General features: G+C 42.2%; 31 protein-coding genes. 9 read left to right on the top strand and 22 right to left on the bottom strand.

Annotation, left to right across the window (positions count from 1 at the left end; all coding sequences use genetic code 11):
* Positions 1-161: 161 nt before the first annotated feature.
* Entirely contained in the window at positions 162-1,676 is a 1,515-nt protein-coding gene (locus ACXAHI_RS16140) for an esterase/lipase family protein (RefSeq protein WP_474849580.1), read from the top strand.
* A 36-nt stretch (positions 1,677-1,712) separates the two neighbouring features.
* Here the strand turns inward: ACXAHI_RS16140 and ACXAHI_RS16135 are convergent, their stop codons facing one another.
* On the bottom strand, positions 1,713-2,162 hold the full coding sequence (locus ACXAHI_RS16135) for a MarR family winged helix-turn-helix transcriptional regulator (RefSeq protein WP_474849910.1): 450 nt from the start codon (positions 2,160-2,162) through the stop codon (positions 1,713-1,715).
* A 156-nt stretch (positions 2,163-2,318) separates the two neighbouring features.
* Between ACXAHI_RS16135 and ACXAHI_RS16130 the strand changes: the two genes are divergently transcribed.
* Positions 2,319-2,741, top strand: coding sequence for an organic hydroperoxide resistance protein (locus tag ACXAHI_RS16130; RefSeq protein WP_474849578.1), 423 nt, complete (start codon positions 2,319-2,321; stop codon positions 2,739-2,741).
* A gap of 180 nt (positions 2,742-2,921) precedes the next feature.
* Positions 2,922-4,358, top strand: a complete 1,437-nt coding sequence (locus tag ACXAHI_RS16125; RefSeq protein ID WP_474849575.1) for an MDR family MFS transporter — start codon at positions 2,922-2,924, stop codon at positions 4,356-4,358.
* 33 nt (positions 4,359-4,391) lie between these two features.
* Here ACXAHI_RS16125 and ACXAHI_RS16120 read toward each other — a convergent pair whose 3' ends face one another.
* Both ACXAHI_RS16120 and ACXAHI_RS16115 read right to left on the bottom strand, forming a co-directional pair.
* Positions 4,392-4,784 (bottom strand): VOC family protein, encoded by a 393-nt coding sequence (locus tag ACXAHI_RS16120; protein ID WP_474849573.1) that lies wholly within the window; start codon positions 4,782-4,784, stop codon positions 4,392-4,394.
* Positions 4,785-4,798: 14 nt separating this feature from the next.
* The gene (locus ACXAHI_RS16115; RefSeq protein WP_474849571.1) at positions 4,799-5,182 is read right to left on the bottom strand and encodes a VOC family protein; all 384 of its coding nucleotides are present in this window, start codon (positions 5,180-5,182) and stop codon (positions 4,799-4,801) included.
* A 163-nt stretch (positions 5,183-5,345) separates the two neighbouring features.
* On the opposite strand from ACXAHI_RS16115, the gene ACXAHI_RS16110 reads away from it, so the two are divergent.
* Positions 5,346-5,555 (top strand): DUF2642 domain-containing protein, encoded by a 210-nt coding sequence (locus tag ACXAHI_RS16110; protein WP_474849569.1) that lies wholly within the window; start codon positions 5,346-5,348, stop codon positions 5,553-5,555.
* 34 nt (positions 5,556-5,589) lie between these two features.
* On the opposite strand, the gene ACXAHI_RS16105 is transcribed toward ACXAHI_RS16110, so the two are convergent.
* The 4 genes from ACXAHI_RS16105 to ACXAHI_RS16090 form a co-directional block, all read right to left on the bottom strand.
* A complete protein-coding gene (locus ACXAHI_RS16105; RefSeq protein ID WP_474849567.1) occupies positions 5,590-6,792 on the bottom strand; it encodes an alanyl-tRNA editing protein in 1,203 nt (400 codons plus the stop codon).
* Positions 6,793-6,903: 111 nt separating this feature from the next.
* Positions 6,904-6,993, bottom strand: a complete 90-nt coding sequence (locus ACXAHI_RS16100; protein WP_474849565.1) for an LPXTG cell wall anchor domain-containing protein — start codon at positions 6,991-6,993, stop codon at positions 6,904-6,906.
* 85 nt (positions 6,994-7,078) lie between these two features.
* On the bottom strand, positions 7,079-7,273 hold the full coding sequence (locus ACXAHI_RS16095) for a hypothetical protein (RefSeq protein ID WP_270181386.1): 195 nt from the start codon (positions 7,271-7,273) through the stop codon (positions 7,079-7,081).
* A 19-nt stretch (positions 7,274-7,292) separates the two neighbouring features.
* Positions 7,293-8,510 (bottom strand): GrpB family protein, encoded by a 1,218-nt coding sequence (locus ACXAHI_RS16090; protein ID WP_474849563.1) that lies wholly within the window; start codon positions 8,508-8,510, stop codon positions 7,293-7,295.
* Positions 8,511-8,862: 352 nt separating this feature from the next.
* On the opposite strand from ACXAHI_RS16090, the gene ACXAHI_RS16085 reads away from it, so the two are divergent.
* Positions 8,863-10,176, top strand: coding sequence for a hypothetical protein (locus ACXAHI_RS16085; protein ID WP_474849561.1), 1,314 nt, complete (start codon positions 8,863-8,865; stop codon positions 10,174-10,176).
* A gap of 157 nt (positions 10,177-10,333) precedes the next feature.
* On the top strand, positions 10,334-10,945 hold the full coding sequence (locus ACXAHI_RS16080) for an acetate uptake transporter (RefSeq protein WP_474849908.1): 612 nt from the start codon (positions 10,334-10,336) through the stop codon (positions 10,943-10,945).
* Between the two features lie 83 nt (positions 10,946-11,028).
* Here the strand turns inward: ACXAHI_RS16080 and ACXAHI_RS16075 are convergent, their stop codons facing one another.
* Both ACXAHI_RS16075 and ACXAHI_RS16070 read right to left on the bottom strand, forming a co-directional pair.
* Positions 11,029-11,991 (bottom strand): ring-cleaving dioxygenase, encoded by a 963-nt coding sequence (locus tag ACXAHI_RS16075; protein WP_474849559.1) that lies wholly within the window; start codon positions 11,989-11,991, stop codon positions 11,029-11,031.
* 72 nt (positions 11,992-12,063) lie between these two features.
* Complete coding sequence (locus ACXAHI_RS16070; RefSeq protein ID WP_474849557.1) at positions 12,064-12,894, bottom strand: GNAT family N-acetyltransferase; 831 nt, start codon at positions 12,892-12,894, stop codon at positions 12,064-12,066.
* A 72-nt stretch (positions 12,895-12,966) separates the two neighbouring features.
* Here ACXAHI_RS16070 and ACXAHI_RS16065 point away from each other — a divergent pair, with 72 nt between their 5' ends.
* Together ACXAHI_RS16065 and ACXAHI_RS16060 are read left to right on the top strand one after the other, a co-directional pair.
* On the top strand, positions 12,967-13,170 hold the full coding sequence (locus tag ACXAHI_RS16065) for a hypothetical protein (RefSeq protein WP_474849555.1): 204 nt from the start codon (positions 12,967-12,969) through the stop codon (positions 13,168-13,170).
* Positions 13,171-13,176: 6 nt separating this feature from the next.
* Positions 13,177-13,812 carry an STAS domain-containing protein gene (locus ACXAHI_RS16060; protein WP_474849906.1) on the top strand — a complete coding sequence of 212 codons (636 nt, stop codon included), beginning with the start codon at positions 13,177-13,179 and terminating at the stop codon, positions 13,810-13,812.
* A gap of 61 nt (positions 13,813-13,873) precedes the next feature.
* On the opposite strand, the gene ACXAHI_RS16055 is transcribed toward ACXAHI_RS16060, so the two are convergent.
* The 5 genes from ACXAHI_RS16055 to ACXAHI_RS16035 all read right to left on the bottom strand — a co-directional run bounded on the left by ACXAHI_RS16055 (position 13,874) and on the right by ACXAHI_RS16035 (position 18,940).
* Positions 13,874-15,790, bottom strand: coding sequence for an FtsX-like permease family protein (locus ACXAHI_RS16055; RefSeq protein WP_474849553.1), 1,917 nt, complete (start codon positions 15,788-15,790; stop codon positions 13,874-13,876).
* Positions 15,780-16,541 (bottom strand): ABC transporter ATP-binding protein, encoded by a 762-nt coding sequence (locus ACXAHI_RS16050; protein WP_474849550.1) that lies wholly within the window; start codon positions 16,539-16,541, stop codon positions 15,780-15,782. The genes ACXAHI_RS16055 and ACXAHI_RS16050 overlap by 11 nt, the downstream gene beginning before the upstream one ends.
* A gap of 99 nt (positions 16,542-16,640) precedes the next feature.
* Positions 16,641-17,645, bottom strand: a complete 1,005-nt coding sequence (locus tag ACXAHI_RS16045; protein ID WP_474849548.1) for a sensor histidine kinase — start codon at positions 17,643-17,645, stop codon at positions 16,641-16,643.
* Complete coding sequence (locus ACXAHI_RS16040; RefSeq protein ID WP_474849546.1) at positions 17,645-18,328, bottom strand: response regulator; 684 nt, start codon at positions 18,326-18,328, stop codon at positions 17,645-17,647. The genes ACXAHI_RS16045 and ACXAHI_RS16040 overlap by 1 nt, the downstream gene beginning before the upstream one ends.
* A gap of 75 nt (positions 18,329-18,403) precedes the next feature.
* Positions 18,404-18,940 carry a DJ-1/PfpI family protein gene (locus ACXAHI_RS16035; protein ID WP_474849544.1) on the bottom strand — a complete coding sequence of 179 codons (537 nt, stop codon included), beginning with the start codon at positions 18,938-18,940 and terminating at the stop codon, positions 18,404-18,406.
* A gap of 214 nt (positions 18,941-19,154) precedes the next feature.
* Here ACXAHI_RS16035 and ACXAHI_RS16030 point away from each other — a divergent pair, with 214 nt between their 5' ends.
* Positions 19,155-19,838 carry a bacteriorhodopsin gene (locus ACXAHI_RS16030; RefSeq protein ID WP_474849542.1) on the top strand — a complete coding sequence of 228 codons (684 nt, stop codon included), beginning with the start codon at positions 19,155-19,157 and terminating at the stop codon, positions 19,836-19,838.
* 63 nt (positions 19,839-19,901) lie between these two features.
* Here the strand turns inward: ACXAHI_RS16030 and ACXAHI_RS16025 are convergent, their stop codons facing one another.
* Genes ACXAHI_RS16025 through ACXAHI_RS15990 form a run of 8 tightly spaced genes read right to left on the bottom strand, consistent with a single transcriptional unit; the run spans position 19,902 to position 26,715 of the window.
* Positions 19,902-20,825, bottom strand: coding sequence for a type II secretion system F family protein (locus tag ACXAHI_RS16025; protein ID WP_474849540.1), 924 nt, complete (start codon positions 20,823-20,825; stop codon positions 19,902-19,904).
* 3 nt (positions 20,826-20,828) lie between these two features.
* Positions 20,829-21,788 carry a type II secretion system F family protein gene (locus tag ACXAHI_RS16020; RefSeq protein ID WP_474849538.1) on the bottom strand — a complete coding sequence of 320 codons (960 nt, stop codon included), beginning with the start codon at positions 21,786-21,788 and terminating at the stop codon, positions 20,829-20,831.
* Position 21,789: 1 nt separating this feature from the next.
* On the bottom strand, positions 21,790-23,121 hold the full coding sequence (locus ACXAHI_RS16015; RefSeq protein WP_474849535.1) for a CpaF family protein: 1,332 nt from the start codon (positions 23,119-23,121) through the stop codon (positions 21,790-21,792).
* Positions 23,122-23,134: 13 nt separating this feature from the next.
* The gene (locus ACXAHI_RS16010; RefSeq protein ID WP_474849533.1) at positions 23,135-24,331 is read right to left on the bottom strand and encodes an AAA family ATPase; all 1,197 of its coding nucleotides are present in this window, start codon (positions 24,329-24,331) and stop codon (positions 23,135-23,137) included.
* Positions 24,328-24,918, bottom strand: coding sequence for a Flp pilus assembly protein CpaB (cpaB, locus tag ACXAHI_RS16005; RefSeq protein WP_474849531.1), 591 nt, complete (start codon positions 24,916-24,918; stop codon positions 24,328-24,330). Before cpaB ends, ACXAHI_RS16010 begins: the two co-directional genes overlap by 4 nt.
* 26 nt (positions 24,919-24,944) lie before the next feature.
* Positions 24,945-25,844: a pilus assembly protein TadG-related protein gene (locus ACXAHI_RS16000; protein ID WP_474849529.1), complete on the bottom strand. Its 900-nt coding sequence runs from the start codon at positions 25,842-25,844 to the stop codon at positions 24,945-24,947.
* On the bottom strand, positions 25,844-26,218 hold the full coding sequence (locus ACXAHI_RS15995; protein WP_474849527.1) for a TadE family protein: 375 nt from the start codon (positions 26,216-26,218) through the stop codon (positions 25,844-25,846). Before ACXAHI_RS15995 ends, ACXAHI_RS16000 begins: the two co-directional genes overlap by 1 nt.
* Entirely contained in the window at positions 26,215-26,715 is a 501-nt protein-coding gene (locus tag ACXAHI_RS15990) for an A24 family peptidase (RefSeq protein WP_474849525.1), read from the bottom strand. The genes ACXAHI_RS15995 and ACXAHI_RS15990 overlap by 4 nt, the downstream gene beginning before the upstream one ends.
* Between the last annotated feature and the right edge of the window lie 6 nt (positions 26,716-26,721).

The following is a 26,721-nucleotide window of genomic DNA, read 5'->3' as shown; positions in this document are numbered from 1 at the left end:
TTTCAATCATTCTCACATCTTCTAGATCTATGTCGATATACCGGTCATTTCAATCCAATAGACCTATCAAAAACTTTTTTAAACTAGTGAAATCGTTTCTTGTTGTATTGATGGAATATTCATACAGTTAGAATATGAAATAAAGTAATTAGGAGGGTTTTATGAAAAAAAGACTGATTCCGTTACTTGTTTTCCTTCTCTTTTTTGCCCCGCCTCTCGCTAACGATGCATACGCAGGAATTCTTGGAAAAGGTGATGCTACTGGGACACCTGGTGAATGGTACATAGGTGATGAGCCACTCTCAACGCGATCAGGCTCCCTTCCAATCGTGTTCGTACATGGGTTGAATAGCTCCTCTAACACATGGATCGATGAGAACGATATGGATGAAATAACATACAACAAGAACTATCAAACCGCATTCATCGACCTTTACCCGACGAAAAACATGTGGGACAACGGTCAGCTCCTCTCCACTAAACTATCAGAGATGTATCACTATTTTGGTAAAAAAATGATCCTCGTCACTCATAGTAAAGGCGGCATCGATGCACAGTCCGCGCTCGTTCATTCTAATGCACATCAGTATGTTGATAAGATCATCACGCTTTCAACTCCTCACCATGGCTCACAACTCGCAGACCTTGCCTACAGCAGCTGGGCCGGATGGCTATCTGCAATCATCGGTACCAAAAACGATGCAACGTATTCTCTTCAAACCGGATATATGAGCTACTTTCGATCGATCACAGATTCCAATGCAAAAACATCGCTTACGCCCTACTACACATTCGGGGGTACGGATTGGGGTAGCTTTGGAGGCTCGCTTTACTGGGGTGGTCTTTACTTAAGGCAATACGGAACAAATGATGGAGCGGTTACGGTCAAAAGTTCTAGACTGCCATATGGAAATGAGATTTCTGTTGGGAAGTGGGATCACGGAACGATTAAGAACGGAAATGCTACATTCAACTTGTTCGAACCTTACCTCACTCAATCGGTTCCTGCCTTTACTTCAAAACAAACTTTCAATTTCGCTTATGAAGAAACTGAAACGGGGGATGTACTAGTAAGGGGCGGCGAATTTACAGGAACAAAGGTTGAAACCTTCGAAGTTGAAGAAGATGCTAAGAGCATTGCGTTGGATTGGATGAGCCAAAACGAAGACTCTAACATCATCCTCGAAAGTCCTGAAGGCAAAAGATTTACAACCTTGAAAGCAACGAAAGACAGCGGAATCTTTCAAGGTGCCTTCCACCATCAAGTAAAAGTAGATTCACCACGGGCAGGTCAATGGAAGGCTATCGTTAACCAGCGGAAAAAGGAAAGCTATTTAATGCAAGTATCCTACGATAGTGAGCTTAATGGCGGGCTAGCGATCGACGAACAGGACGCTGACGAAGTAACATTAACAGTTGATCCGTCCGCAATCGAAACAAAGTCTTTAAAAGGAGACATCGTGATTCAATATAGTAAGAATGGCAAAGTAAAACAAAAGAAAATCAGTGCAAAGAAATTTTATGCACTAGAATCTTTCCCTATTAAGAAAGCGGGTGAAGGTATCTATCACATCATGATCGACGTTGAGGGTGATACTAAGAAAGGAAAACAATTTGAGCGAACCCTTCTTTATACGATCTATGTTGATAAAAACGGGAAGGTTTATAGGCCATAGCGAAAAGACCCGAAGCGATGTGCTTCGGGTCTTTTCTTATTTCTTATCATTAATAGAGTGAATGTGATCGAGTAGCTGTTGAAACCCAGTTAACGCTTTCTTAAACTCCTCTTTTGACAAACCGCTGTTCGCAGCCATCGCATCCGGAATAATTGAAGCTTCTTCCCTTAATTCTTCTCCTTTAGTCGTTAACCGTACCATCACTCTTCGTTCGTCCTCTTTAGAGCGTTCGCGTTTTACAAGGTCTGACTCTTCCATCCTTTTAAGCAGTGGTGTCAGCGTTCCAGAATCCAAATAAAGTTCAGCTCCTAAAGCGGTGACGGTTATTTCGTGATGTTCCCATAGAACGAGTAACACAAGGTATTGAGGATACGTAATTCCAAGCTTATCTAAATATGGACGATACATCTTTGTAATTTCTCTTGAACAGGCATAAACAGAAAAACAAAGCTGATTTTCTAATTTTAATTGATCATTTCGTTCGATCTTAAACACCTTCTTCTACATAAGTTGTGCACAATCAATTTATCTTGAAGAGCTAAGGAAGTCAACTCTAATTCATTGACAAAGTGAAAGATGTGCCGTATATTATATTTTGTAAAATTAAATTGTGCACAACTTAAATAACAGGAGGAGATTAGAATGAAAGCATTATACACAGCAAAAGCACTCGCTCACGGCGGCCGCCAAGGGAAGGTTGAGTCCTCAGACGGTGTGATCAATATGGATCTTCGCATGCCTAAGGAGCTTGGTGGACAAGGTGGAGAAGCTACGAACCCTGAGCAGCTTTTTGCAGCTGGCTATGCAGCGTGTTTCGATAGCGCACTCAATATGGTAGCAAGAATGAAGCGAGTTAAACTAAACGATACCTCTGTTGAAGCACATGTTTCCATCGGTAAAGAAGAAGATGGTGCATTTGGACTCAGTGCGAAATTAACGGTTACGATTCCAGATATCGACCAACAAACTGCAGAAGAATTAGTAAAAGCCGCTCACGAAACATGCCCTTATTCAAGAGCAACTCGTGGCAATATGGAAGTTGAACTAAATACGATTACGAAATAAAAGGACGATAGAGCTGCCGATTCGGCGGCTCTTTTTTTTGGGTGTAAAATTCTACTATTCTATCGATCAGAGTGTTTGTCACGAGGTTGAATAAGGAGTATAATTTGATAATTGATTGCAGTTAAACTAGTAAATGAAACTCTTAAATTAACAACGGTCAACTAGAAAGGAGGAGTTTAAATGACGACCACTCAACCTTATAATAAATTACTGATCGCTGCCTTATTACTCGCAGGATCGTTTATTACGATATTGAACCAAACCCTTATGATCACTGCCATTCCGCCTATTATGGAAGAAATGAATATCACAGCAAATACCGGTCAATGGCTTACGACCGTTTTTATGCTAGTGAATGGAATTATGATTCCAGTTAGTGCTTTTTTACTCGAACGATTTACAACTAGACAGCTATTTATTACCGCGATGGGGATCTTCTCAGTCGGAACCGTTGTCGGTGGATTAGCCCCTAACTTTGGCATGTTGCTGATGGGGAGGGTAATTCAATCTGCTGGTGCGGGTGTGATGCTCCCATTGATGCAAACTGTCTTCTTAATGATATTTCCAGTTAATAAACGCGGTACCGCAATGGGATATATCGGGCTCGTCATTTCGTTCGCTCCGGCGATTGGGCCAGCACTTTCCGGATGGTTGACGGCTAATTATTCGTGGCGCTTGTTATTCTGGTCGGTCTTGCCACTCTCAATCATGATCATCATCATCGCATACTTCATCATGAAGAATGTGACAGAGCTTTCACGTCCTAAGGTTGACCCGGTTTCAATCATCTTATCTTCCATCGGTTTCGGTGGGTTACTTTATGCATTCACAAGTGCAGGAAACAATGGATGGGATAGCCCGATGACGCTGATCGTCCTAGCGATCGGTGTCGTTACGCTCACGATCTTCATCACTAGACAGTTACGTATGTCTCATCCGATGCTAGAATTCCGAGTGTTTAAAGATAAAATTTTCACCATTACCACGATAATCGGAATGATTATGTTCCTTGGCTTGATCGGTGCAGAAACACTGATTCCACTCTACATGCAGAACATGAGAGACTTTACAGCTTTTGAATCAGGACTAGTCCTTTTACCTGGAGCGGTCATCGTCGCGTTCATGTCTCCGATCACTGGTCGAATCTTTGATAAGTTTGGTGCCAGATTACTTGCTATTACGGGACTTACGATCGTTACCGCTTCAACAGTCGGTTTTGTATTCATCGATCCAACGACTACCATCACCTATCTTACCGTGATGTATGCGATCCGCATGTTCGGACTTTCCATGGTGATGATGCCTGTAACGACAGCGGGACTCAATCAGATGCCAAAACGACTCATCCCGCATGGTGCAGCAATGAATAATACGATGCGTCAGATCGCAGCGTCTGTCGGTACAGCCATCCTCGTAACGGTGATGACGACAACGGCACAAACCGCACAGCAAGGATCGACTGCTAACCCAGATATTTATGGTGTAAAAGTCGCATTCATCGTGATCGTCGCACTCACCTTTGTAGGACTCTTGCTCTCGTTCTTTATCAACAAAAAAAGTCCTGAAGAAATGGCAAAAGAGCAAGAAGCACCTGAACCTAAATCAGTTAATCTGTAAAACAAAAACTCGTCCACTACGGACGAGTTTTCTTTATGATTTGCGTAACTCACTCCACACATCGAACACGTTGCCGTCAGGATCTTTGAACACAAAATTATTACCTGCATGCCCGCGATCTTCCACTTCTCCTACACTCACACCGTTTTCATGTAATTCAGCGCGCAAATCTTGAAGTGCATTCAAACCATCCACTTCAAACGTTACACCAAAATGCTGGTTTCCTTTATAATCGGTAAACCCTAATCGTTCCCCATCCCTCGCTCTTACGAGAAAAAAACTTTGATCAGCAACATCGATGATCGCTTTATCATGATCCACATAGTTTTCAACAGCACCAAGAACGTGTTGGTACCATTTTGAAGAATTCTTAGGATTTGCAACTGGAATATAGGTCGTGCCGACTCGCTTTAAGAAAGAACTCAACCTACTCCCTCCATTTATCCCAAAATCGTTTGCATGCGTTCCGCTTCCATCTCTTTGTTAAGGTACTCGTAAAACCCTAGGCGATTTCCCCATGAATCCGTGAACGTTCCCCATTTTACTGGAACTTCTTCTCTCGAGTGTATTTCGAAATGATCAACGTTTAGTTTCTTCATAACTCTTTCTCGCTCTGCTGAAATGTCTTCTACCCCTAATCTTAACGGACCGCTTCCTTCCGTCGGTGTTCCTTCAGCAAGCTGAAGCCAACTTCCGGGCAGCATCTCCCATTCAACGAAACCTTTGTGAGGAACAAAATCAGGATCACGCTGAAAAAGTTCTTTGTACCAAGCCAAACCTTCTTCCATATCAGATACACGTAGTTGAATCGTCATTTCAAACATTGCTCGATCGCCTCCTAAATTATGTATACAAAACTCTCTTTTATCTTACCAGAACATTTGTTCTTACGCTAGTTATTTTTTAATTATTCAGTTTACTTCAGATCAAAATAATCCATTTGTGCATACGATGAGTTCGAATGCTTCCGTGTAAGGGGATGAAAAAATGAACTATAAAAACCGATTTGCTTCTGTTGATCCATATATGCTGAACCGCTTATACGCTACCCTAGGAAAAGCGTTACTTATTCAAACGAAGAAAGACACGCTTCGAGGAAATCTTGTTCACGTTCAGCCTGATCACATCGTGCTCTATGACTCTGAGTGTGAAAGGAAAGTACACACTGAACAAATCGTTTTGATTATGCCGGAATAAAAAGAGGAAGCACGATACGTGCTTCCCCTCTTAACTAAACCTCGACAGTTACTTGCGAGATCAATTCTTTTAAAACATCCTCTGCAGATATAATCGCTTCTCCTCCACCTTGCGCAAAATCTTTCTTTCCGCCGCCTTTCCCGTTGATCACAGGCAAGACTTCTTTTAGGACAAGGTTCATATCAACGTTAACATCTGCCCCTCTACCACAGACGATTTGAACTTTCTCTCCTACCTCACTAACAAGGAGAACGATAACGGCAGAGTTTTCACTAAGCATCATCTTTGCGAGCTTCTGAAGCTCCTTCATGCCATATTCATGAGAGATGAGCTGAACAACGTTATAGTTTCCTAAAGGAAGAGGTGAATTTACGAGCGCTTCAGCTTCGAAAGCTAAAAGCTTTTCACGTAAATCGTCCATCGCTTTCTCTTGCTCTTTCGTTTGCTGAACCAAACGCTGTGCCGCTTCCGCTACGTTTTCTTGAGGAACGCTAAGCGTTTTCGTCAACTGCTCCATCACTTTTTGTTTTTGATAAAGCTCATCGATGATTCTCTTTCCGCATACGAATGAAACCCTAACAAGCTTTTTCTGTTTTTCCCATTTTAAGATGCTGATGCCTCCTACTTCCCCAGTAGAAGCGGGGTGCGTTCCACCACATCCGCTGTAATCAACATCTGGAATCATGACGAGACGAATGTTTTCTGTAACAGAAAGCTGCTTTCGAAGTGGAAACTGTTTGGCTTCATCTGGAGCTACCCATTTTGCAACGATTTCCTTGTTTGTGAGGATCACATTGTTCGCAACATCCTCAGCACGCTTCGCTTCCTCTTCCGAGAGGTCTCGGATGTCAAGGTCGATCGTGCATGTTTCCTTTCCAAGGTGAAAGCTGATCGTTTTATACCCGAACAGATCTTCAAACGCTGCAGACAAGATATGCTGGCCAGCGTGCTGCTGCATGTGATCAAAACGACGGTTCCAATCAACTTCACCTCTCACTTTCTTCTCGCCATTGAGAGGTGATTCAAGATAATGACGAACTTCTCCATCCACTTCTTCAACATTTTCAACAATAACGTCATTGATCGTTCCCACATCATGAGGCTGCCCGCCCACTGTCGGATAAAAGGCTGTTGATGTCAGAACAACATAGTGACCGTTCTCGTCCGTTTGTTCTTTTTCGACCGTTGACTCAAACGTGCGTATGTATGGATCTTCATAATAATATTTTTCCGTCAATCGATACCCTTCTTTCCACATAGTAGTTTTATCGTATCACGTCCAGTGCACGCCCTGCACCTTTTCTCTCCAAACAAAAAGCTTGAGGCAACGAATCCTCAAGCCTTTCCCTCACTTCTTCTTTGTAAACTTTGAAAGCAGAATGGCGATGATTAGAAACAAAATCCCAAACGCCATGATGTTATCTGAAATTATATCCATCGTGTACAACTACCTTTCACAATTTGTTACCGATAGTAAAAGGATACCACATCAAAGAAAGGTACCGATAATCCTCACACAATCTTCAACCGGAATAATGGCTATCTTTTTCACCTTTCTTAAATTGCCAGAGGATGATATACATGATTAAACTACCGATACAAAATAACGTGATGAATGGCCAGCTTATTCGCTCACCTTTCAGTAGATCCACTAAAGAGATCGCTACGATACATCCGATCGCAAACGGAACCCAATGCCTCAATAAGTATGCGATCACCTTTCATCACCTACCCGCTTCATTTTCTTCGTAACGTATAGACCTTATTTCTCGATATTTCACGACAGCCGTTCGCTCTAAACGTTTGCATCATGGGAATGTTCCGAACGCTCGTATTTCCTACATAAGATTTGGCACTGAAATCGTCTCGAAGAAAGCGTAAGCCCTGTCTATGAATCTCTTTACTTTTTCCTTTACCTCTCTCAGAAGGTACTAATCCAAAATAAAACAGCCTTCCTTCTGTTTTTGTGCCAGGTTCGATATGAGGCATCACGACGCCGATTGGTTTTTCATCTTCGTAAACGGTCAAACAACTCTTTCTCCACCCCTCACCAAGCTCATATTCGACGCTTTTTAGATGATCCTCCATTGTAAGAGAAGACTTGGAATTGAATGAACCAGACATCGCATCAGCCCATACATCTTTAAATACATCTTCTTCTCCATCGTTTAGCGAGACAAACGTAAAACGGGATGATGCTGCGATTTCCGTATGAAGATCATGTGTCACCTGTACCGTCTCATCATGTAGGACAAATCCCTCTCGCTCGAGGAAACTGCATAATCGCCCGCTGCATACAATATTCAGCGTTTCTTTCTCTTTAAAAGCTGGGTCGTTCAGGACATTTGCAACAAGCTCTTCCACCTCATTTTCGGATGCGTGATCAAGCTCCTCGATCGTTACAAACTTCTCACCTGTTACAATTTTCACCTTCTCATAAAGATCATACCTTCGTGAAAGATCAAGATAGCCAGTAGACCGAAGTATCTCCTCCATAAACAATGCTTTTTCAGTACGATACGCTTCCATCTCTTTCCCATGAAAAGTAGATTTCAATGAATTATATTTCGTCGTTAGGCTCGGGTTTTCCTTGAAATAACCAGTGACTTTCAAAAAGTGATCGACCTCAGAATGCTTCAGCGTCAATTGCAGACCGAGCGGTAACACTTCATCATTCTTTTCATACGCTCCAAAAAATGATGTTTGACTACTTCCTTCATTCAGAGCGTATGTTTTGTCTAAGAACGTCCTCGCTTGTTCGAATGCTGCCTCATCTACACGAATCTGGAGATCCACATCACCTTTCGTTATAGAACCTTTTACGGCTGTACTGCCAACATGATAAACTTCAGCACCAGGAATCGCTCGTGTGATGATGTCTTTGTGTTTGCGATAGACGTTCTCTGCGCTCTCCCTTAAAGCTTCCTCAGATACAAACTCAACGATTTCTCTCATACTGATGCTCCTCTTCTGTTTCCTTTACTTGTACCCCTCATCGGTACCACTCCTAATCTAGCATTTACATACGTTCTACTATCTTCCATTTTAAGTGGGAGAAACCCTTTCCTAAAAATACTTTAAAAAGACATGGAGGTTTTTGTCGGCTTCAATGTACGCTTATCGTTCAAGACTTTCCATCAGATTCATTCGACTTCCTGCAATCATTTCCCCGGAAATCTCCTATAAGCAGACATTGGAATTCTGCTAGATTAGACAGTAAAAAAATTTTGGCCTCGACACCGATAGCCCTTTCTTTTACTAGTGTTTATGTATAATAAGTCCAAATCTATCGTTCGGGAGGAATCTTATGCGACCTTTGCGCCTCATGTTCTTATTTCTTTCTCTCATTCTAACCGCTTCTTGTAACCTTCTTCCTGGAAAGGACGCCTCAAAGGAAAGCGAAGCTGAAAAGCCAACTGAAGCAGTAGAAGTCGGCACAACACCATCATGGACAGAAGGAACGTACAAATGGGAAGAAAACGGAAATATCATGGGAACTCTTGATATTACGGACCCAAGCGGAGATTCTTTTGCCTTTTCGTTATTTGCTTACGATGGACAAGATGTCGGTGAACTAGCTGGTACCTCAAGCGGAAATGATCAGGCTGTCTATACGCACTCTGATGATAATGAATGTACGGTCACGTTCACGAAAGAAAAAGAAGCGGTCGCAGTAGCAACTACAGAGGGATGTCAAAACGTCGCTGATGTATCGTTTAACGGCATTTATACGTTTATTCCTATAGGTACAGAAACAGCAGAAGAGTCTTCCTCTGAAGAAGAAGCTTCAGATGATGCAGAAGAAGAAACGACCGCAGAAGCTGACGAACAAGAGGACATCTCACACTGGAAAGAAGCCCTCTACATCGATGGGAGCTTCGACACCGGTAACTTAAGCGTGTATAACGTAACACCTGATTCGTTTATGTTCTCATTTGACGTAAGCAATGGAGCACATGTTGGACAGCTTACAGGAAAGGCGAAAGCAAACGGAAACGAAGCGATCTTCCAGGATAATGATCAGCCAGAATGCAAAGGAACGTTCGAAATAAATGATAATGTGATCACTTTTAAAGAAGACTCATGCCTTTACTACCACGGTGCTGCCGTTGAATTCTCTGGTGAGTTCACAATGACCGATGATCCTCCAAAACTTCCAACAGCAAAAGCAGACAAGAGCTGTTCAGCTGAACCATTTCATTCTGGACTCTTATCCTTTGCAGAGAAAGGACACTTAAAGAACGCTTCGATCTTTCTCGGAATGACGGAAGACGAATTAAAAGCTTCAAATCCTTCCCTTCAATATGATGATTGGTATTTTGAAGGAATTCCTGCTTTCTTTGATAATACGTATGCCTACATGACGGTAGATGATAAAGTTTTCAACTTGCGTTACAACGCCTTATCTGAAGGTCCAGCGATTCCTTATGAACTGTTGACCTGTCAGTTTGGTGAGCCAGATGAAGTATTCTTAAATGAACTAAGAGGGGAATATTACCATGTGTACCATGCAGGCGATAATATGATTTCTTTTATATCAACAGAAGAAAATGGCTCGATCAGCGCAGTCGAACTAGAGTCGCAAGATGACAAATTGAAAAAGCATAAAGAATCTCATTAACAAAACCCCCCGTGTAGCACGGGGGTTTCTGACGTTTAGAGCTCTTACTAGCTTAATTTTAAACGAATTTAGTAAAGAATACGCTTCCACATAATTTCCTATTGCATACACCGTTTTTATTGTGTAAAGTGGTCAAGTATGTTTTATAGGAGGTTACATCATGAATCAAACACAGCAAGTTCAAATTAAAGTAGCTGACCCTTCCGCAATCGGGTTATTTGGACTAGCGATGGTGACACTCGTCGCTTCATCTGCGAAACTTGGATTGACGGACGGCGTTTCGTTCATATTACCATGGGCGATCTTTCTTGGAGGAATCGCACAACTTTTCGCGAGCGTGTTAGACGCTAAGCATAACAATACGTTTGGTACCACAGCATTTGGCGCATTCGGACTTTTTTGGATGGGTGTCGGCACATCGTGGTTGATCCAGTTCGGAGTGTTCGGAGACGCAGCAGCAAGCGCAGTTGATCCGAACCAGCTAGGCATCGCTTACATCGGGTACTTGATCTTCAGCCTATTCATGACGATCGGTGCGATGGAAACACATAAAGTGCTCTTCATCATCTTCGTTCTCATTGATTTTCTTTTCATAGGACTATCGCTATCAACGCTAGGAATTGCTCCTGAAGCGATGCACTTCGTCGCAGCGATTGCTGAGTTCCTCATCGCGATTTTCAGTTTCTATGGATCTGCTGCAAGTGTACTCAACACGCATTTCGGAAAAGTAACGATACCAGTAGGAAAGCCATTTGGGGTATTTAAATAGCATGACAGAGGGACCTTTTAGGTCTCTTTTTTTTCGCAAAGCCACACAAAAAAGAAGGACCCCTAGAGAGGTCCTTCTTTTTATTAAAACTCAAGTGGTCTTAACTTCTCTTCGATCTCAGCACGCTTTGGCTCAAGAAATGGCGGAAGAGCTAACGCTTCACCCATCGTCTCTAACGATTCATCCGTCGCAAATCCAGGTCCATCAGTGGATAACTCAAATAAAATGCCATTCGGCTCTCTAAAGTAAAGCGCTTTGAAATAATACCGTTCAACCTTACCAGAGTTTGGTAATCGAAATTGATTCAACCGCTCAGCCCATTTATCGTACTCTTCTTCATTCGGAACACGAAACGCTACGTGGTGGACGCCACCTCTTCCAAGTCGAGCTTTAGGAAGATCTGGACGTACTTCGATATGGACTTCAGCTCCACTTCCACCTTCACCAGTTGAATAAACGAGAATATCTTTCTTATCTTCTGGTGCGGGATACGTTCCTTCTTCTCTAAATCCCATCACTTCTGTTAACACTTGTACGGTAGGTTTAGGATCGTCTACTGTTAATGTCACAGGTCCAAGTCCTACAATGCTGTGTTCTGTTGGAATATCCTCCCGCTCCCAAGGCGTTCCGGCTCTTACGCCTTCTTCACCGTCGTCAGCAACAAGAATCAGTCTCGTGCCATCAAAGTCTTCAAAACCAAGCGATTGACGACCTGCTCGCTTCTGTATGTCTTCATGCTTCACATTATAGGTTTCGAAACGTTCTTTCCAGAAGTGAAGAGCTTCCGTAGTTTTCACCCGTAATGAAACATAAGAGATATCTGAGGTTCCTCTATATGATTTCCCTAACCCTGGAATATCGAAAAATGTAATGTCTGTACCCGGTGTGCCTTTCCCATCCGCATAAAATAGATGGTAAGATTCTGTATTGTCTTGATTCACTGTTTTTTTTACTAATCTCATACCAAGGATCTTTGTGAAAAACTCATAATTTCGTTCTGCTTTTCCAGTCAAAATGGACACGTGATGTAGTCCTAATAAGTGCATCGTGATCCCTCCTTTGTGTTCACCACTAGTATAAACTAAAATTATCTCGAATTCAATATACTTGATTTCAAACTAATTGTCACATTCCCATCCAAATACGTTCATTTCTCCAATCGCTTTGAAACCAGCACTTTCGTAAATAGCAAATCCGTCCGGAGATGCTTGCAAGAAACAGGCGTCCTTCTCGTACTTACTTGCTTCAGAAAGAAGATAACGAAACATGGCAGTACCGTATCCTTTTCCACGTTCTTCATCCGATGTTCCCATATCATAAATGCCAACACTATCTGAGCTAACGATTATTGAACCGGTCGTGACGGGTTTTCCTTCAGCAATCCCAATGTAAAAAGTCAAATCCGAAGACTTCATGCTGAGAGAAGCGACGTCATCGTAATACGACTTGACCGCTCTCCCTTCTAGTGAATCTCCGAAAAATAAAGAAATCAACGCTCCGAACAGCATTACTTCTTCAGGTGATTCTATTCTTTTTATTTCGAAACCTTTTGGAAGCACCGGTTTTTTCACCAATTCATTCATTTCCTTAACCATCGCAACATTTGTCTCTGCCTGAACCAATCCGAGGTTTATCAAATCGTTTCCATGTGTACTTTCCTCATTCCAACACCATACGCTTAAAGGATACTCTTTCTTTTTGAACCTAGATATTGCTTCTTGGAAGAACTCTTCTGATAGAGCTTGCCGAACCGCAATAATATTGAACGTATCAGAAGGGTAACCAGAGTCCACAATCGTCGCATGACTGGTTTCGATCACTTCCATCGTTCTTATGCGTTTCGCAAAGTAAGAAACTTTATCTACAAAATTATCTACTAACCGTGTTTTGTATGTCAAAACGTTCCCCCTCTTCTCTATTGGATATAAATCAGTGACAGCGTTAGACATACGCTTTTCTCCAAACTATGTTACGATAAAATTATACACTAATCACAAATTGAATGAAGAAAGGAGCGTACGATGAAGATGACGCAATCCCCCGCATACAACAGTATTCATGACGCAGCAAAAGATGTGCTAGAACTAATAAGCAAGTTCATCGACGTGAATACGTTTTTCGTAGCTAGAAACGATAAAAAAGACGTTGATATCATTGAGTCTTTTAATCGAGATGATATTTTACTCGAATCTGGTTATCAAACGCTATATCGTGATTCTTACTGACAATTTATTGTCCGAGCTGGTCGTGAACCGCTCATCATTGAAGATTTAACAACAAATGCCTTTACGAAAGATATGGATGTTACAAAAAGTCTTGGTGGAGGCTCATTGATCGGAGTACCGATCAATTTTCGAAACGGCGAAAACTTTGGAACACTTTGTGGGATGGACAGTCGTCCTCATCATTTTAGTGAAGACCATGTTGCGCTCATGAAATCGATGGCAAATTTATTAGGAAACGTATTAGAACTAGATCGCGCACAGACGAGCATCGAAACGCTATCTGTACCGCTCGTTCCTATCTCGAGTGAAGTAGCAATTCTACCGATAATCGGAGACGTTGATAACGAACGCACAGAGCGAATTATCGAAACTACCTTAGCACACAGTGTGAAGAAAAATCTCGAATACATATTACTCGACCTCTCGGGTCTTATTGATATTGATGAGAGCAATATGAGCAACCTATTGAAGATCAGCAAGTCGCTCGACCTTGTGGGTGTTCATATGATCATAACCGGCATTCGTCCTCAGCTTGCCTTGAGAGCCATTCAATCGGATAGTGATCTTGAAGACATTACTGTACGATCTAACTTGGAGCAAGCCTTAGATTATATCGGATACAAACTCGTAAAAGAAACTTAAACAGACCAGGGACGCTCCTGGTCTGTTTTTATATTATGATCATTAACTAAGTAGACTTCTTTTAAAGCGCTTCACGAATAACTCGTTTGTAGTACTTAATTGAGAGCAGCCCAAAGATCGAATAGAGAATCGTGTACATCACCATCACGATAATCATTGGTGTCCATAATTCAGTTCCAAATAAAAACCAACCTGATCGAACAGCGAAATAGCTATGCAGTATGCCAACGATAAGCGGGATCCCAAAGTTAAACACCTGCTTACCTGCAATTCCTCGAAGCAAATCACGTTTCGAATATCCTAGCATTCGTAAAATACGATAGCTAGGCTTCTCTTCATCACTTTCATCCATCTGTTTAAAGTAAAGAATACAGCCTGATGTGATGAGGAACGTGAGACCAAGGAAAGCTACGATAAACATCACTAAGCCCATGTTTTGCTTTTGGTTAGTCTTAACATACAGTTGAGATTGGTGCGTTTCTTGAAGACCGAGATCATTAAAGATCTCATTTGCCTTCTGTAGATTACCTTCTTCTACATTAACGCCTATATAGAAGCTGTTCGATTCCTCACTTAAAAGATTATTGAAATGTTCTTCATCAATAATCGCAGTCGGTAATCCTCCACCTGATACACGCGCACTTACAATCGACTCGTCCCTTAACCCAATATAGTTCAGTTCAAGCGGAGCTTTCTCACCATGGATGACGAGGTTCCCTTTTTCCTTAAGCGGCATGATTTTCTCTACCATTCTGTTATATCCTGTGAAAAGGATTTCGTTTTTCTCAACTGAGATTCCATCAACATCTTTCTCGTTCGTAATCAGCATGGAGACGTTCTCAAAGTCCAGCGTCACTTCGTCGAGAGAAGTGTCCATAATCGATGAAAGGTCTACCTCTTCTCTATAAGTTTCGATCTTCTTTTCTTCATACGATATTGCATTATGACTCATCGCTTCCATAAACCGATCTGCATCACCTTCATCCGTAAAGGCAAAATGATCAGGAAGAGTAATTTCAGCATTTTTCTCTGCTGAATAGTAAGAGATATAGCTCAAGGATAATAGCCCGATCGCGACTGCTGAAACCGTTGTGATCACCGTTAACATGAATGCATTCGATTTCATCCGAAACATGATCGATGAAAGAGACAGCACCGCATTGATATCGAGGTATCCATCTTTCTTTCGCCTGATCAGATTCGTAATGAACCGAACAGATCCTTTATAAAAAAGGTACGTTCCAGTGATAACAGACGCTAGGATCGATATCATGGCGATCATCATCTGATTGAGAGAGGTGAAATCCCCATCGAATAGTTTAGAAGATACGTAGTATCCGATAAGAATCAGAACGATTCCTGAGATTCCCATGATGATTTCCCACACAGAAATACTTTTTACTCGCTCTTCTGTCGTAGTTGAAACGCTAAATAACATTAAAATCGTTCTTCTCTTAACGAATACATAGTTCCGTACTGTGATAAGAAGGTAGATAACCCCAAACACCAAGACCGTTAACCAAAAAGCATCCACGGAAAAGTAGAGACTAGCAGTTTTCTCAATACCTACTACCTTGAAAAAGATCATCAGGATCAGCTTTGATAGAGCAAATCCAACGAATGTTCCGAGCATGACCGAAACGAGAAACACGATCGCATTCTCTATGCTAACAATAGAAAAGATTCGATTCTTCGTCATCCCGATCAGCTGGAAAAGACCGATTTCCTTGCTTCTCCGTTTGATGAAGATGTTATTCGCATATAGAAGAAAGACTCCTATAATGACGATCAGAAAGATCGATGTTGTTCGGATCGCTGCTGTTGCTTTGATTGAACTGTCATTGGTAAGCGCCGGAGCAAATTGTAATGTAACGAACGAAAAGTAAAGCGCGACAGTGAAGACGAGCGCGAAAATGTAGAGAGAATAGTTTCTTACATTCTTCTGGAGGTTACGGAATATGAGCTGTTTAGTACTCATACGTCACACCGCCAAGCACACCTTGCGTTTTCATGATGTCCTTAAGAAATGCCTGTCTCGACTGCTCTCCTTTATTCAACTGGGTATAGATGCTACCGTCTTTAATAAAGATTACACGTGAGCTGAAGCTTGCCGTCACAGGATCATGCGTGACCATCATGATCGTTGCTTTTCGTTTTTGATTCATCTCACTCAGTTTGGTTAACAGATCTGAAGCAGATTTCGAATCAAGGGCACCCGTTGGCTCATCAGCAAATATGATGCTTGGTTCATGAATGAATGCACGTGCTGCTGACGTCCGTTGCTTTTGCCCACCTGAAATTTCATTCGGGTAGCTGTCACTTATACGCTCGATGTCCAACTCTCCCGCCACTTCGTTAAACTTTTCATTCGCTTCTTTTTTCGAAACCTTCTTGATCGAGAGCGGCAGAAGAATATTTTCTTTCACCGTAAGCGTATCAAGCAGGTTATACTCTTGAAAGATAAAGCCTAGCTCATGCTTTCGATAGTTTGCTAGCTCTTTCTCTTTTAATTTTGATATTTCTTTTCCTTGCACTTTAATCGACCCATGACTGATTCGATCGATTGATGAAAGAACGTTCAACAACGTTGTTTTACCAGACCCAGATGCCCCCATGATGCTGACGAACTCCCCTTGCTCAATCTGTAAATCAATTCCTTTTAACACGTCATGTTTCGTGAACTTATTTCCATAGCTTTTATGTAATTTTGTTGCTTCCAATACGATCATGTGATGACCTCCCCCTACTTAATGTCTTAAGTGTATATGAGGTGAGAACGGGTTTCCTTTCAATCACCTAACAAAACACAAAAGCATGTGACACCTTTGTCACACGCCTCTAATCGATTCAACTATATTTGCGTTTGGGAAGATCACCTTAACAGTCGTCCCAACACCAGCCTCTGACTCCACTTCTAGTTTACTATGTAGCGCATCTGCAACTTTCCTCGCAAGATAAAGGCCCATCCCAGTCGCTGCATGATCGGAATGCCTCGTTGTCGAGGTAAACCCTTTTTCAAAAATACGAGGTAGGTCTTGCGAGTCGATTCCTTGTCCATAGTCAGTAATACTGAGAACAGTCTGATCATGAGTCACCTTACTCGTAATATTCAAATCGGATGAATCACTATATTTCACAGCGTTTGATAATAGCTGTCTTATGATAAACGCAAGCCACTTCGCATCACTCAACACTTCCTCTACATCAAGATCAATTTCAAACCCGATCCCTTTTCGGATGCACCACGATTGCAGTGTTTTAATTTCACCGAAAAGAATTGATTCAAGATTTACCCGCTCGATGTACACGTCCGTTTCAATAAATGAAATGCGCTTTTGATGAAGCTGTTGATCTAACAAAAGATGAATCCGAAGCCACTCGTACGTTAACTGAGCTTTTGCCTCTTTATCCTCGAGGCGCTCGATCATTAACGACATGACGGTAAGAGGTGTTTTCACTTCATGAATCCATGAGAGCAACTCATCCTTTTCTTGCTCGATCGCCACCTGTTTTCTTGAGACTTCTTCTTGAAGCTTTTCGATTTCCGAAACTAAATTCCGTTCAACAATATGTTCAAACGGACTGTTTCCCTCTGGAACACTCCACCTTTCAAGGTGGTTTTCCCTATGTTCTAATTCTCCATAAAATGTTGTTTCCTTTCGATATCGGATGACAAGAAAAATCGTCATGATGAGTATAGAAAGAAAGACAACGTACAGAATTGACGAGAATGAAATGGACTGATCAACATACGAGGTTAGGAGCAACAAAAGCTGTAGAAAAAGAAAGAGACCGATCCAACTTCTTCGTTCGATAAGAAAGGCTTTGATCATCACACGCGCTCCACAGCCATGTATCCCTGGCCGACCTTCGTTACAATTGAATCACCAAGTCCAAGCTCGGTCAGCTTCTTTCGTAATCGATTCACATTAACTGTTAACGTATTGTCACTCACAAACCGTTCATCTTCCCATAGCACACTGATGATTTCATCACGACTAATAATTTTATTTTTCTTCTCAATCAAGATTTTCAAAATATAGATTTCGTTTTTCGTTAAATCAATTGTGCCGTGTTCATTCGATAACCGATTCCGCTCATAATCTACCGTTGCTCCAAGCCACGTCTTCACGCCCGTTTCTTCGGTGTTGTAATTGTATACACGCCTTAAGATTGCTTGAATCTTAGCAACGAGAACATCAAAGTGAAACGGCTTTTGTATAAAATCATCTGCCCCAAGATTCATCGACATCACCATGTCTGTCGGATGGTCCCGAGACGATAAGAAGATGATCGGAACGTTCGAATGTTCTCGAATCATTCGGCACCAATGAAAGCCATCAAACTTAGGCAGCTGAATATCGATGATCACCAACTCCGGCTTCAGCTCCACAAATTCCTTGAAAACATGATTAAAATCACTTACCCCATATACATCATACGACCACTGGGTTAAGCGATCTTTTATCTCACTAAATAGTGATTGATCATCTTCAATCAGAAAAACCTTAAACACCAACCTTCACCACGCTCGCCTGTCATTTTTACCCAACTATCAACTATTATCCTACCATACAATCGTTCGACTCCTCTATCTTCCATACCAACTTCGTTCGAAAGAAAGCCCTAACGATTCACCGTACTGAAAAGCAAAATCAACATAAGATGAACCCCTTGCTGTAATAATCTGTCCATCTACCAGCATTGGCTTATCACAGAAATAGTCTTCATCGAAGGCTGCTAGAAACGTTCGCTGCTCGCGGGTCAGGCCCGTCGTGTATCGTTTGTTCTCCAACAATCCACTCATCGCTAAGAAATACGGAGCACTTGAAATCGCTCCGATCAACAAATCTTCTTCTTTCAAGCTCTTTAAGAATGCTTTTAATTCATCGTGCTCAACAAGATGTTCAAAATCATCAACCCCAGGAAGAACGAGACTATCTAACTTTGATCGATCGACCTGATTGATACTAAACTGTGGATAACAAGGCATCCCAGCTTCTCCCGAGACAAGTCCGTGATCGAGTCCTATAAAAACGACTGGCTTCTTCCCTTGCTTAAGCACAGAAACAAGTACCGATAATTCATACTCGCTGAATCCATGGTATAAGAGAATACCCGTATACATGACACACGCTCCTTCTTCATATTGACAATGCAGATAAGCGACACGAAACTATTTTTTGTTCAACTTTTCCAAACACTAGTACCTTTTCTGCAACGTCATCACGTTTTCCTTTCTTCTAACCTTCAAATGGAGCACCTTTTACTAGAATAGGATTAATAGAACTGAGTTTTGTCTATACTGGATACCACTAAGATTACGTATAGGGGAGAAAGCAATGTCAAATTTGGATATCACATTACACATCATCTATTTTATTTTAATGATCGCTGCCGCTATCTACTTCTTCATCCTAAGTAGGAAACCAAAGAACGTGCCACTTTATGAATACGTCATCCCAATCATCATCACCGCCTGGTCTGGGACAGCTTACCTTTCGATTGCTTTAGGACAAGGCGTTGTTGAACGTGCTGATCGAACGATCTATTTCGCACGTTACCTTGACTGGGTTGTCACGACACCGCTGCTCCTATTATCACTCGCCTTGACCGCTATGTTTTATGAGAGAAAGAAAAACAAAGGGCTTCTCATCGGCTTAGTTTCTGCCGACGTGTTTATGATTTTAACCGGGCTGATCGCTGACTTTTCTCCAGAAAGAACGAAATACATCTGGTATACGTTCGGAATCATTGCACTCGTCATCGTCTTATTCATCCTATGGATGCCTTTACGAAAAATAGCGCGAGCTGGTGGAAAGCGACTTTACCGCCATTACAACATTACCGCTCTTTATTTAACATCCTTCTGGGTGCTCTATCCAACAGCATGGCTGCTTGGTTCCACTGGCTTAAATATAACCCAGGAAATGGTCAGTGCCCTTTCCTTTATCATCCTGCCCCTGTTCTCAAAAATCGGGTTTGGCATTATCGATTTACATGGACTGAGAAGACTTCATCAATAGAAAAAACCAGTATCTATGCAGACGATACTGGTTTTTTCTATGTATGTTCTCTCTCCACAATTCTTACCCCAATCCTTCCATGAATACCTTAACAACTAGGGGACCTAAGATGACGATAAAGATCGGAGGGAAGATAAATAAAATCATCGGGATTAGCATCTTTACCGGTGCTTTCATCGCTTGTTCCCTTGCGACCTCACGTCTTTGCTCTCTTAATCTCGTCGTTAAACTCACGATAACTCTAGTCATTCCCACACCTAGATGATCCGCTTGGATAATCGACGTCATCACACTGCGAAAACTATCTGAAGGAACTCTTTTTTTCATATCGTAGAATGCCTCACGCCTGGATTTTCCTCGCTTCATTTCATCTAACGTCTTCTTAAATTCAGAAGATAATGGTCCTTTCATACGGTCACATACATCCGTGATCGCTCCTTCTAGACCAACACCAGCTTCAAGTAACAAGCTCACCATATCGAAAAAGTCAGAGAGTTCTCTGTTGATCACCTTTATACGTTGCGTTCTCTTCTTAGCTATATAGAAGATAGGATAGCGATAAAACACGAATGATACTGCAATCGCAAGGAATAGCATAGATATGCCACCATCAGAGGTAGGGCCGATCAACAATAGCGTAAGAAACCCTCCTGTTACACACGCAAGAATTTGAATCAATCGGAATTCGATAGGTGATAGTTTTTCATAGCCACTTTCCCGAATCATCAGCTCTAGCTTTCGATGATCCTTTCTCTCAAGCAGCCTTCCAAGACGCTTAACACTTATATTCCACAATTTACGGAATAGCGTTTGAGTAATTACATTCGATGCCTTTTTGGTCCGTTTCTCACCACCTTCAGATTTACCAAAATAGACATCTGCACGGGATTCGATCGCAATGTCTCTTTGATAAATTGTAGAAAACACTGCAGTGAATAAGAGCATGAAGAAAACGACGGAAGAGATCACAAACAACATGCTGATCATATGCTACACCTCGATTCGTACGATCTTTTGAATGATGAACCACCCTAGAATTAAGGAAATCGAACCTATACCAAGCAATACCCACCCTATTGGATAATCGATCATCGGTTGAAAGTAGTCAGGGCTTACAAAATAAAGATACAACGTTAAAACGATCGGTAGTGCTGTAATGACCCACGATGAGAGTTTCCCTTGTGCGGTTAATGTATTGAGCTCTTCTAGTATCCGGATTCTTCCTCGAACGGTTTCCTCCATGTTATCCATGAGCTTTGCTAGATTTCCTCCGCTCTTACGCTGTGCTAAAATCGCTTGGATGACAACTTCAAGCTCTTTATTTGGAACCCGAGCGATCAGACTTTCAAACACTTCTTCCATCGGAATCCCCATTCCAATTTCCCTAACCGCACGCTCGAACTCAGGACCGATCGGATCTGGCATTTCTTTTCCGATCAATTTCATCGTTTGAACAAAGCTAAATCCCGCTCTAAGAGAGTTCGACATTGTTGCTAAGGCTTCTACTAGCTGGTAAGATAGCTGTTTGTTTCGTTTTCTTGCTTTATTGACCATATATCGTTCAGGCAGAATATATCCGATTGCGATCGCTAAAAGACAGAAGTACCACGGAACCGTGAGAAGAAAAAGCGCGATAGGAGTTGCAGCAGCAACCAGAAGTCGTATGACAAAAAACTCCTCGACCTTTAATGTACTTCCTGCCTGCTGAAGCTTTATTTCCGTAACCTTGCTAAACTTCATTCCATGAAAAAGGTTAGAAAGTTTAATGATCAGTGGTTTCAGTATTTCCTTCTTATCTTCGCTCTTCTTCTCAACGATCGACTGACCAGCTGGCACAAACTCTTTGATTCTCGAATTTGCCTTCTTCCTTTTCTTCCAATTCATCGTTATGAAGAAAAATGTCAAAGAGAAAGCCAAAAAAATTAGTATCAGTAGAACGATCTCATTCATTTCACCACTCCTCTTTGAACCATGAAGATGGAATCGTAAATTCATTTTGTTCCAGCACTTCGGCAAATCCTGGTCTTACCCCAGTCGGTACGAAACGGCCCTCAATCTTACCTTTGCTATTACGACCTTCTTCTTTAAAAACGAATAGATCTTGAAGTACGATCGTCTCTCCTTCCATACCAAGAACCTCAGTGATCTTTACCATCTTTCTTGAGCCATCCTTCAAACGAACTTGGTGTACGATAAGGTCGAGGGCATTTGCAATCTGCTCACGAATCGCACGAAGCGGTAGATCGAATCCTGCCATCAATACCATCGTTTCAAGACGAGACAGCATATCACGAGGAGAATTGGCGTGTCCTGAACTTAAGCTTCCATCGTGACCAGTGTTCATCGCCTGCAGCATATCGAGCGCTTCTGCACCACGAACCTCCCCTACGACGATTCGATCTGGACGCATACGAAGTGCATTTCTAACGAGGTCACGTATGGTGATCGCTCCTGTTCCTTCTATATTGGAAGGGCGTGCTTCGAGTGCGACGATGTGGTCCTGTGAAAGCTGAAGTTCGGCAGCATCTTCGATCGTCACGATTCGCTCATCGTTTGGAATAAACGATGATAATACGTTCAATGAGGACGTCTTCCCCGAACCTGTTCCCCCACTAATGAAGATGTTCAACCTCGATTTAACGCACATACTTAGAAAATCTGCCATCTCAGTGCTTAGCGTATTGTAATCGATCAAATCATAGATTTGGAAAGGAGTCGCTGAGAATTTTCGAATGGTTAATGACGGACCTCTTAACGCTAGAGGAGGAATAACCGCGTTAACACGAGAGCCATCTGGCAATCTAGCATCTACCATGGGCGAACTCTCATCGATTCGACGCCCAAGGGGTGATACGATCCGCTCGATTACACGCTCAACATGTGCATCATCTCGAAACGATGAATCACTTTTCAAGATTTTCCCTTGATGTTCGTAATAAATATCGAATGGACCATTGACCATGATTTCAGAAACCGTAGAATCTTCTAGTAGCGGCGTGATGGGTCCATACCCTAAAAGCTCATGCTCGACCGTTCCAAGAAGACTCTTCTTCTCTTCGAACGTTAACCGCTCACCTTCTTTATCAATGAACGCTTTACCTAGTTCACGAATTTTTCTCGTTTCTTCATCTCGATCAAACTGCTTTTTCTTTAATTCTTCTAACAAATAGTTTTGTAGTTTCGATTCCATCACGATGTATTCATTCGTCTTAACAGGAGCTTGTGGCTTTCCTTCGACACCTTCCACAGGTTGAACATCTACATATCGTTTAAAAAGAGACACTCCATTCCCTCCCTTACCTACTCAATAGAGGCCAGCGCATAGACTTGATCGATTTTAATCCAGATTGAACGGACTCCTCTTCTTCCGGCAACAGTTGCTTTGAAAGTGAAAAGATCGCTTTTGATAGAGCGTTTTTCGCATCTTTTAATACGAGCGGATACCCTTCGTTTATAGAAGTCGCAACAGGTCCTGGTTGATCTGGAAGCATGGAGATGATCGGTTTTTGAAGAATCTCTTCTAAACGCTTTTGGTCGATGGTCGTTTTTCTAGAATCCCTGTTCAAAATAACGCTTACCTTCTCGACTAACTTCAGTGGTTCAAGCGTTTCCATGTAGAGCTTCGTATTACGCACAGCAGGTATATCACTCGTCATCATCAATAAGATATCATCAGAAAGAACGAGGCTTTTCAGATGAATTTCTGAAATCGAAGAAGTTGTATCGACTAAAATCACATCGTAGTCTTTCCTAAGTTCTGTAATCGCCATCTCGATGTGATGCTCGGTAATGATCTCAAAAAACTCTGGTCGAGGTGGTGGAGCTAGAATCGCAACACCAGAATCGTGTTTTGTTAAATAATGCGTGACAGAAAATCTCCCTTTGTCGTAACCTTCCTTCACCCATTCATAAATCGTATTTTTCGGCTTCACATCGAAGTACATCGTGACGTCTCCGAATTGAATGTTTGTGTCGAGTACAGCGACCATCTTTCCTTCTCTAGCGAAGCTCGCAGCTAAATTCACGGTAGTAACCGTTCGCCCGATTCCACCGCGAGGGCTGCAAACGGAAATCACACGACTGTCGTTCTTTGGTTCATGATTCTCTTTCACTCCTTGCTGTTCAGCGCGATAATTCATGTAACGGTGAGCCTGTGTCACAACATCGACGAGCTCTTCTGTTTTAATCGGAAGTGTCAATAAGTTCGATGCACCAGAATGCATCGCTTTCTTCGTATTTTCACTCGTATCTTCAGAGATGATAATGATGTAGATATGAGGGTGCTTAACTGAAATTTCTTCGCTAAGTTCATAAACATTGTAAACATTGTTTGGCTGTAAAAAGAGAGTAGCATTAGAGGCATCCTCAAGTCGTGACTGAAGATCTGTAAGAGTTTGAAAACATGTTAAATGTTGTCCTCTTTTCAAAAGGAACGTCTCAATTTTTTCTGCTCGACCGTTAGAGTCGCAATAAAAGTACCACTCTACACTCATTTCGCAACAACTCCTTCAACAACCTGTCTTGTTTCTTTCAGTTCAGCCTTCTCGATCGCCTTATCATTCTCATTTCGTAGCATTAAGTAGAAACCGTTCGCATCCGTTGAAGCTAAACTTATTTGAACACCTTGCTTTGCATCTACTTCTAATGTGACGGTTTCATAAAGAAGGGATTCTTCCCCAGCATCTGAAGCTTTTCCGGAGCCTAGGACTTTAACATTTTGGAGAACAACCTTTGCTGATCGAAGCTCTTCTTTCTTTTCTTCGTTCACAGATGTCTCAAACGCAACAACATCTACGAATGATCCTGGTACAACATAACCCGATACACCTTGTTCAAGCGTGACTTTTATCGAAATGGCCCGCTTACCTTCACTGACCTCGAGCATTTCATTGCTCATTTCCCTATCAATGACCGTCGGGGCAGCTTCTGCAACCTCAACAACCTCAGGCATCTCTTCCACATCTGAGTCAGACCCCGTTGAGGCAACGATCCCTATATTTGAGAAAATTGCTACGTAGACGATACACGTTGCGATCACTCCGAAGACTAGAGACCACATCCAGATTCGCTTCGTTTTCATATGCTCCTCCTTACCTTTTCCTGTCTTTAATTAATTAGTTTCACGCCGTAAACGTTCCCAGTTTGTGACCCATCGATTTCCCCAGATGTGATCATCTTCTTGAACTTTCCAACGATACGCTTTGGTTCGTCGACCCGGTCGACCCAGTAAGAAGCAAATCCTACAATTTCTACCGTCGATTTCCCATTCACACCGTCCCATGACTTGATTAATGGGAGAATAATCATCCGATCGCACGATGCATCTGCTGATGTCGCACTCTGACAATGAGCTTTGCCTGCGTCGTTATCGATTAGCGTCTGAAACGCACTCTTAACCGGACCCCACTTTTGTCCAGGTTCCGTTTGGACAGTTTTAGTACCTTTTGGTATCTCTACACCGTTTATAATGTTGTTCGCGAGACCTTTCGCACCATTGCTGCCAATATCAAGATAACCACAGTTTCCGTTTTTTTCACCCGGATTGCTACATTTCAACTCCGTCTGATGGGGTACTTCTGTATACTCTAGTGCAATGGGCGTGATCCCCTTTGTTGGCCAAACAGGTCCAACTTTTGCTCTTGCAGAGGCACTCACTTTAGCATCTTTGATACCGAGCACCTTCGCAAACGTCATTTGGACTTTCGTAGCCTGAGAAACGTGAATCGTGTCAGCTCCCGTCCATATATCACAGTAAGTAACTGGATATCCATTTTTATAAGCATAGCTCCCAGCTACGAGTGTGGCCTTACTTCTACTCGTAAGTAGCTCTTGAGCTCCTGCTAGGGCAGCTGCATCAACAGCGTTCTGCAATGTACTCTTTTCATGATAGAGGCGTCCTACGTCCACCACCATCGCCGCTGCACCGAGCAATACTGTGATACTGACCGCAACCATTGCCATCGTACCGCCGCTTTCATTTAAAAGTAGCTTAATTATTCTTTTCATCACTCCACCCTCATCGCCGTTGTACTCGTCAGATCGATCGGACCAGTTAATGAGGCGACCACAGGAGTGAGGAAATCAATGTTGTGACTGATGGTGATCCTAACTTCGCTGCCTGATGTTTTCTTTCCACCAGGAGAGATCGATACTTGAGAGCCAGAAAGATTAATACTTGTTGCATTATCAACTGCTACTGCCCGAATCGTCGCATCGTCTTCTCCAACGCTTGCCGACCGCGCAGCTTCTCGACTCGCATGATCGATGGTGAGGTACGCATGGAAGATTCGCCCAAAATCAACGATGCCAAACAATAATACGATTAGCACAGGAAGAACCAATGCAAATTCAACCATCGATTGACCTTTTTCAGATTTCACATCATCCCTCCTACGAAAGACGCACACAGCGTCCCAACTGTAATGGCTACTCCATATGGAAAGGTGATTTTTGGTTTGTCGTTCTGAACAGCCGTTATGTTTTTTAACAAAAAGACAAACGAGAATAAGTATAGAGGGGAGAGCTTTTTGAATTCGAGTCTTTTTACAAGTAAAATAAGTCCAATGCACCCACCTGCTAATGCAGTAAAAAAGAAGGAATGTAAAACAAAGGTGACACCAGTAAGAGCACCCACAGCGGCAAGTAACTTTACATCACCAGCACCCATGCCTCCTAGCAAATACGGGATGATGAGAAGAAGGAAACCAACTAATAGACCTGCTCCGCTGAAGAGGAAACCTTCAAATCCTCCTGTAATCGTGTAGTAGATCAATCCTAACAGCATAGCTGGAAACGTTACGATGTTTAAGATTTTCCGACTTCGTATATCTGTATATAAAGATAGAAACAAGGTGACCACCAAGATACTAGAGATCATCGATAT

Source organism: Anaerobacillus sp. ABD4_527 (assembly GCF_056160805.1).
Note: the sequence above shows the minus strand (reverse complement) of the source record. Positions and strands in the feature narration are given on the sequence as shown.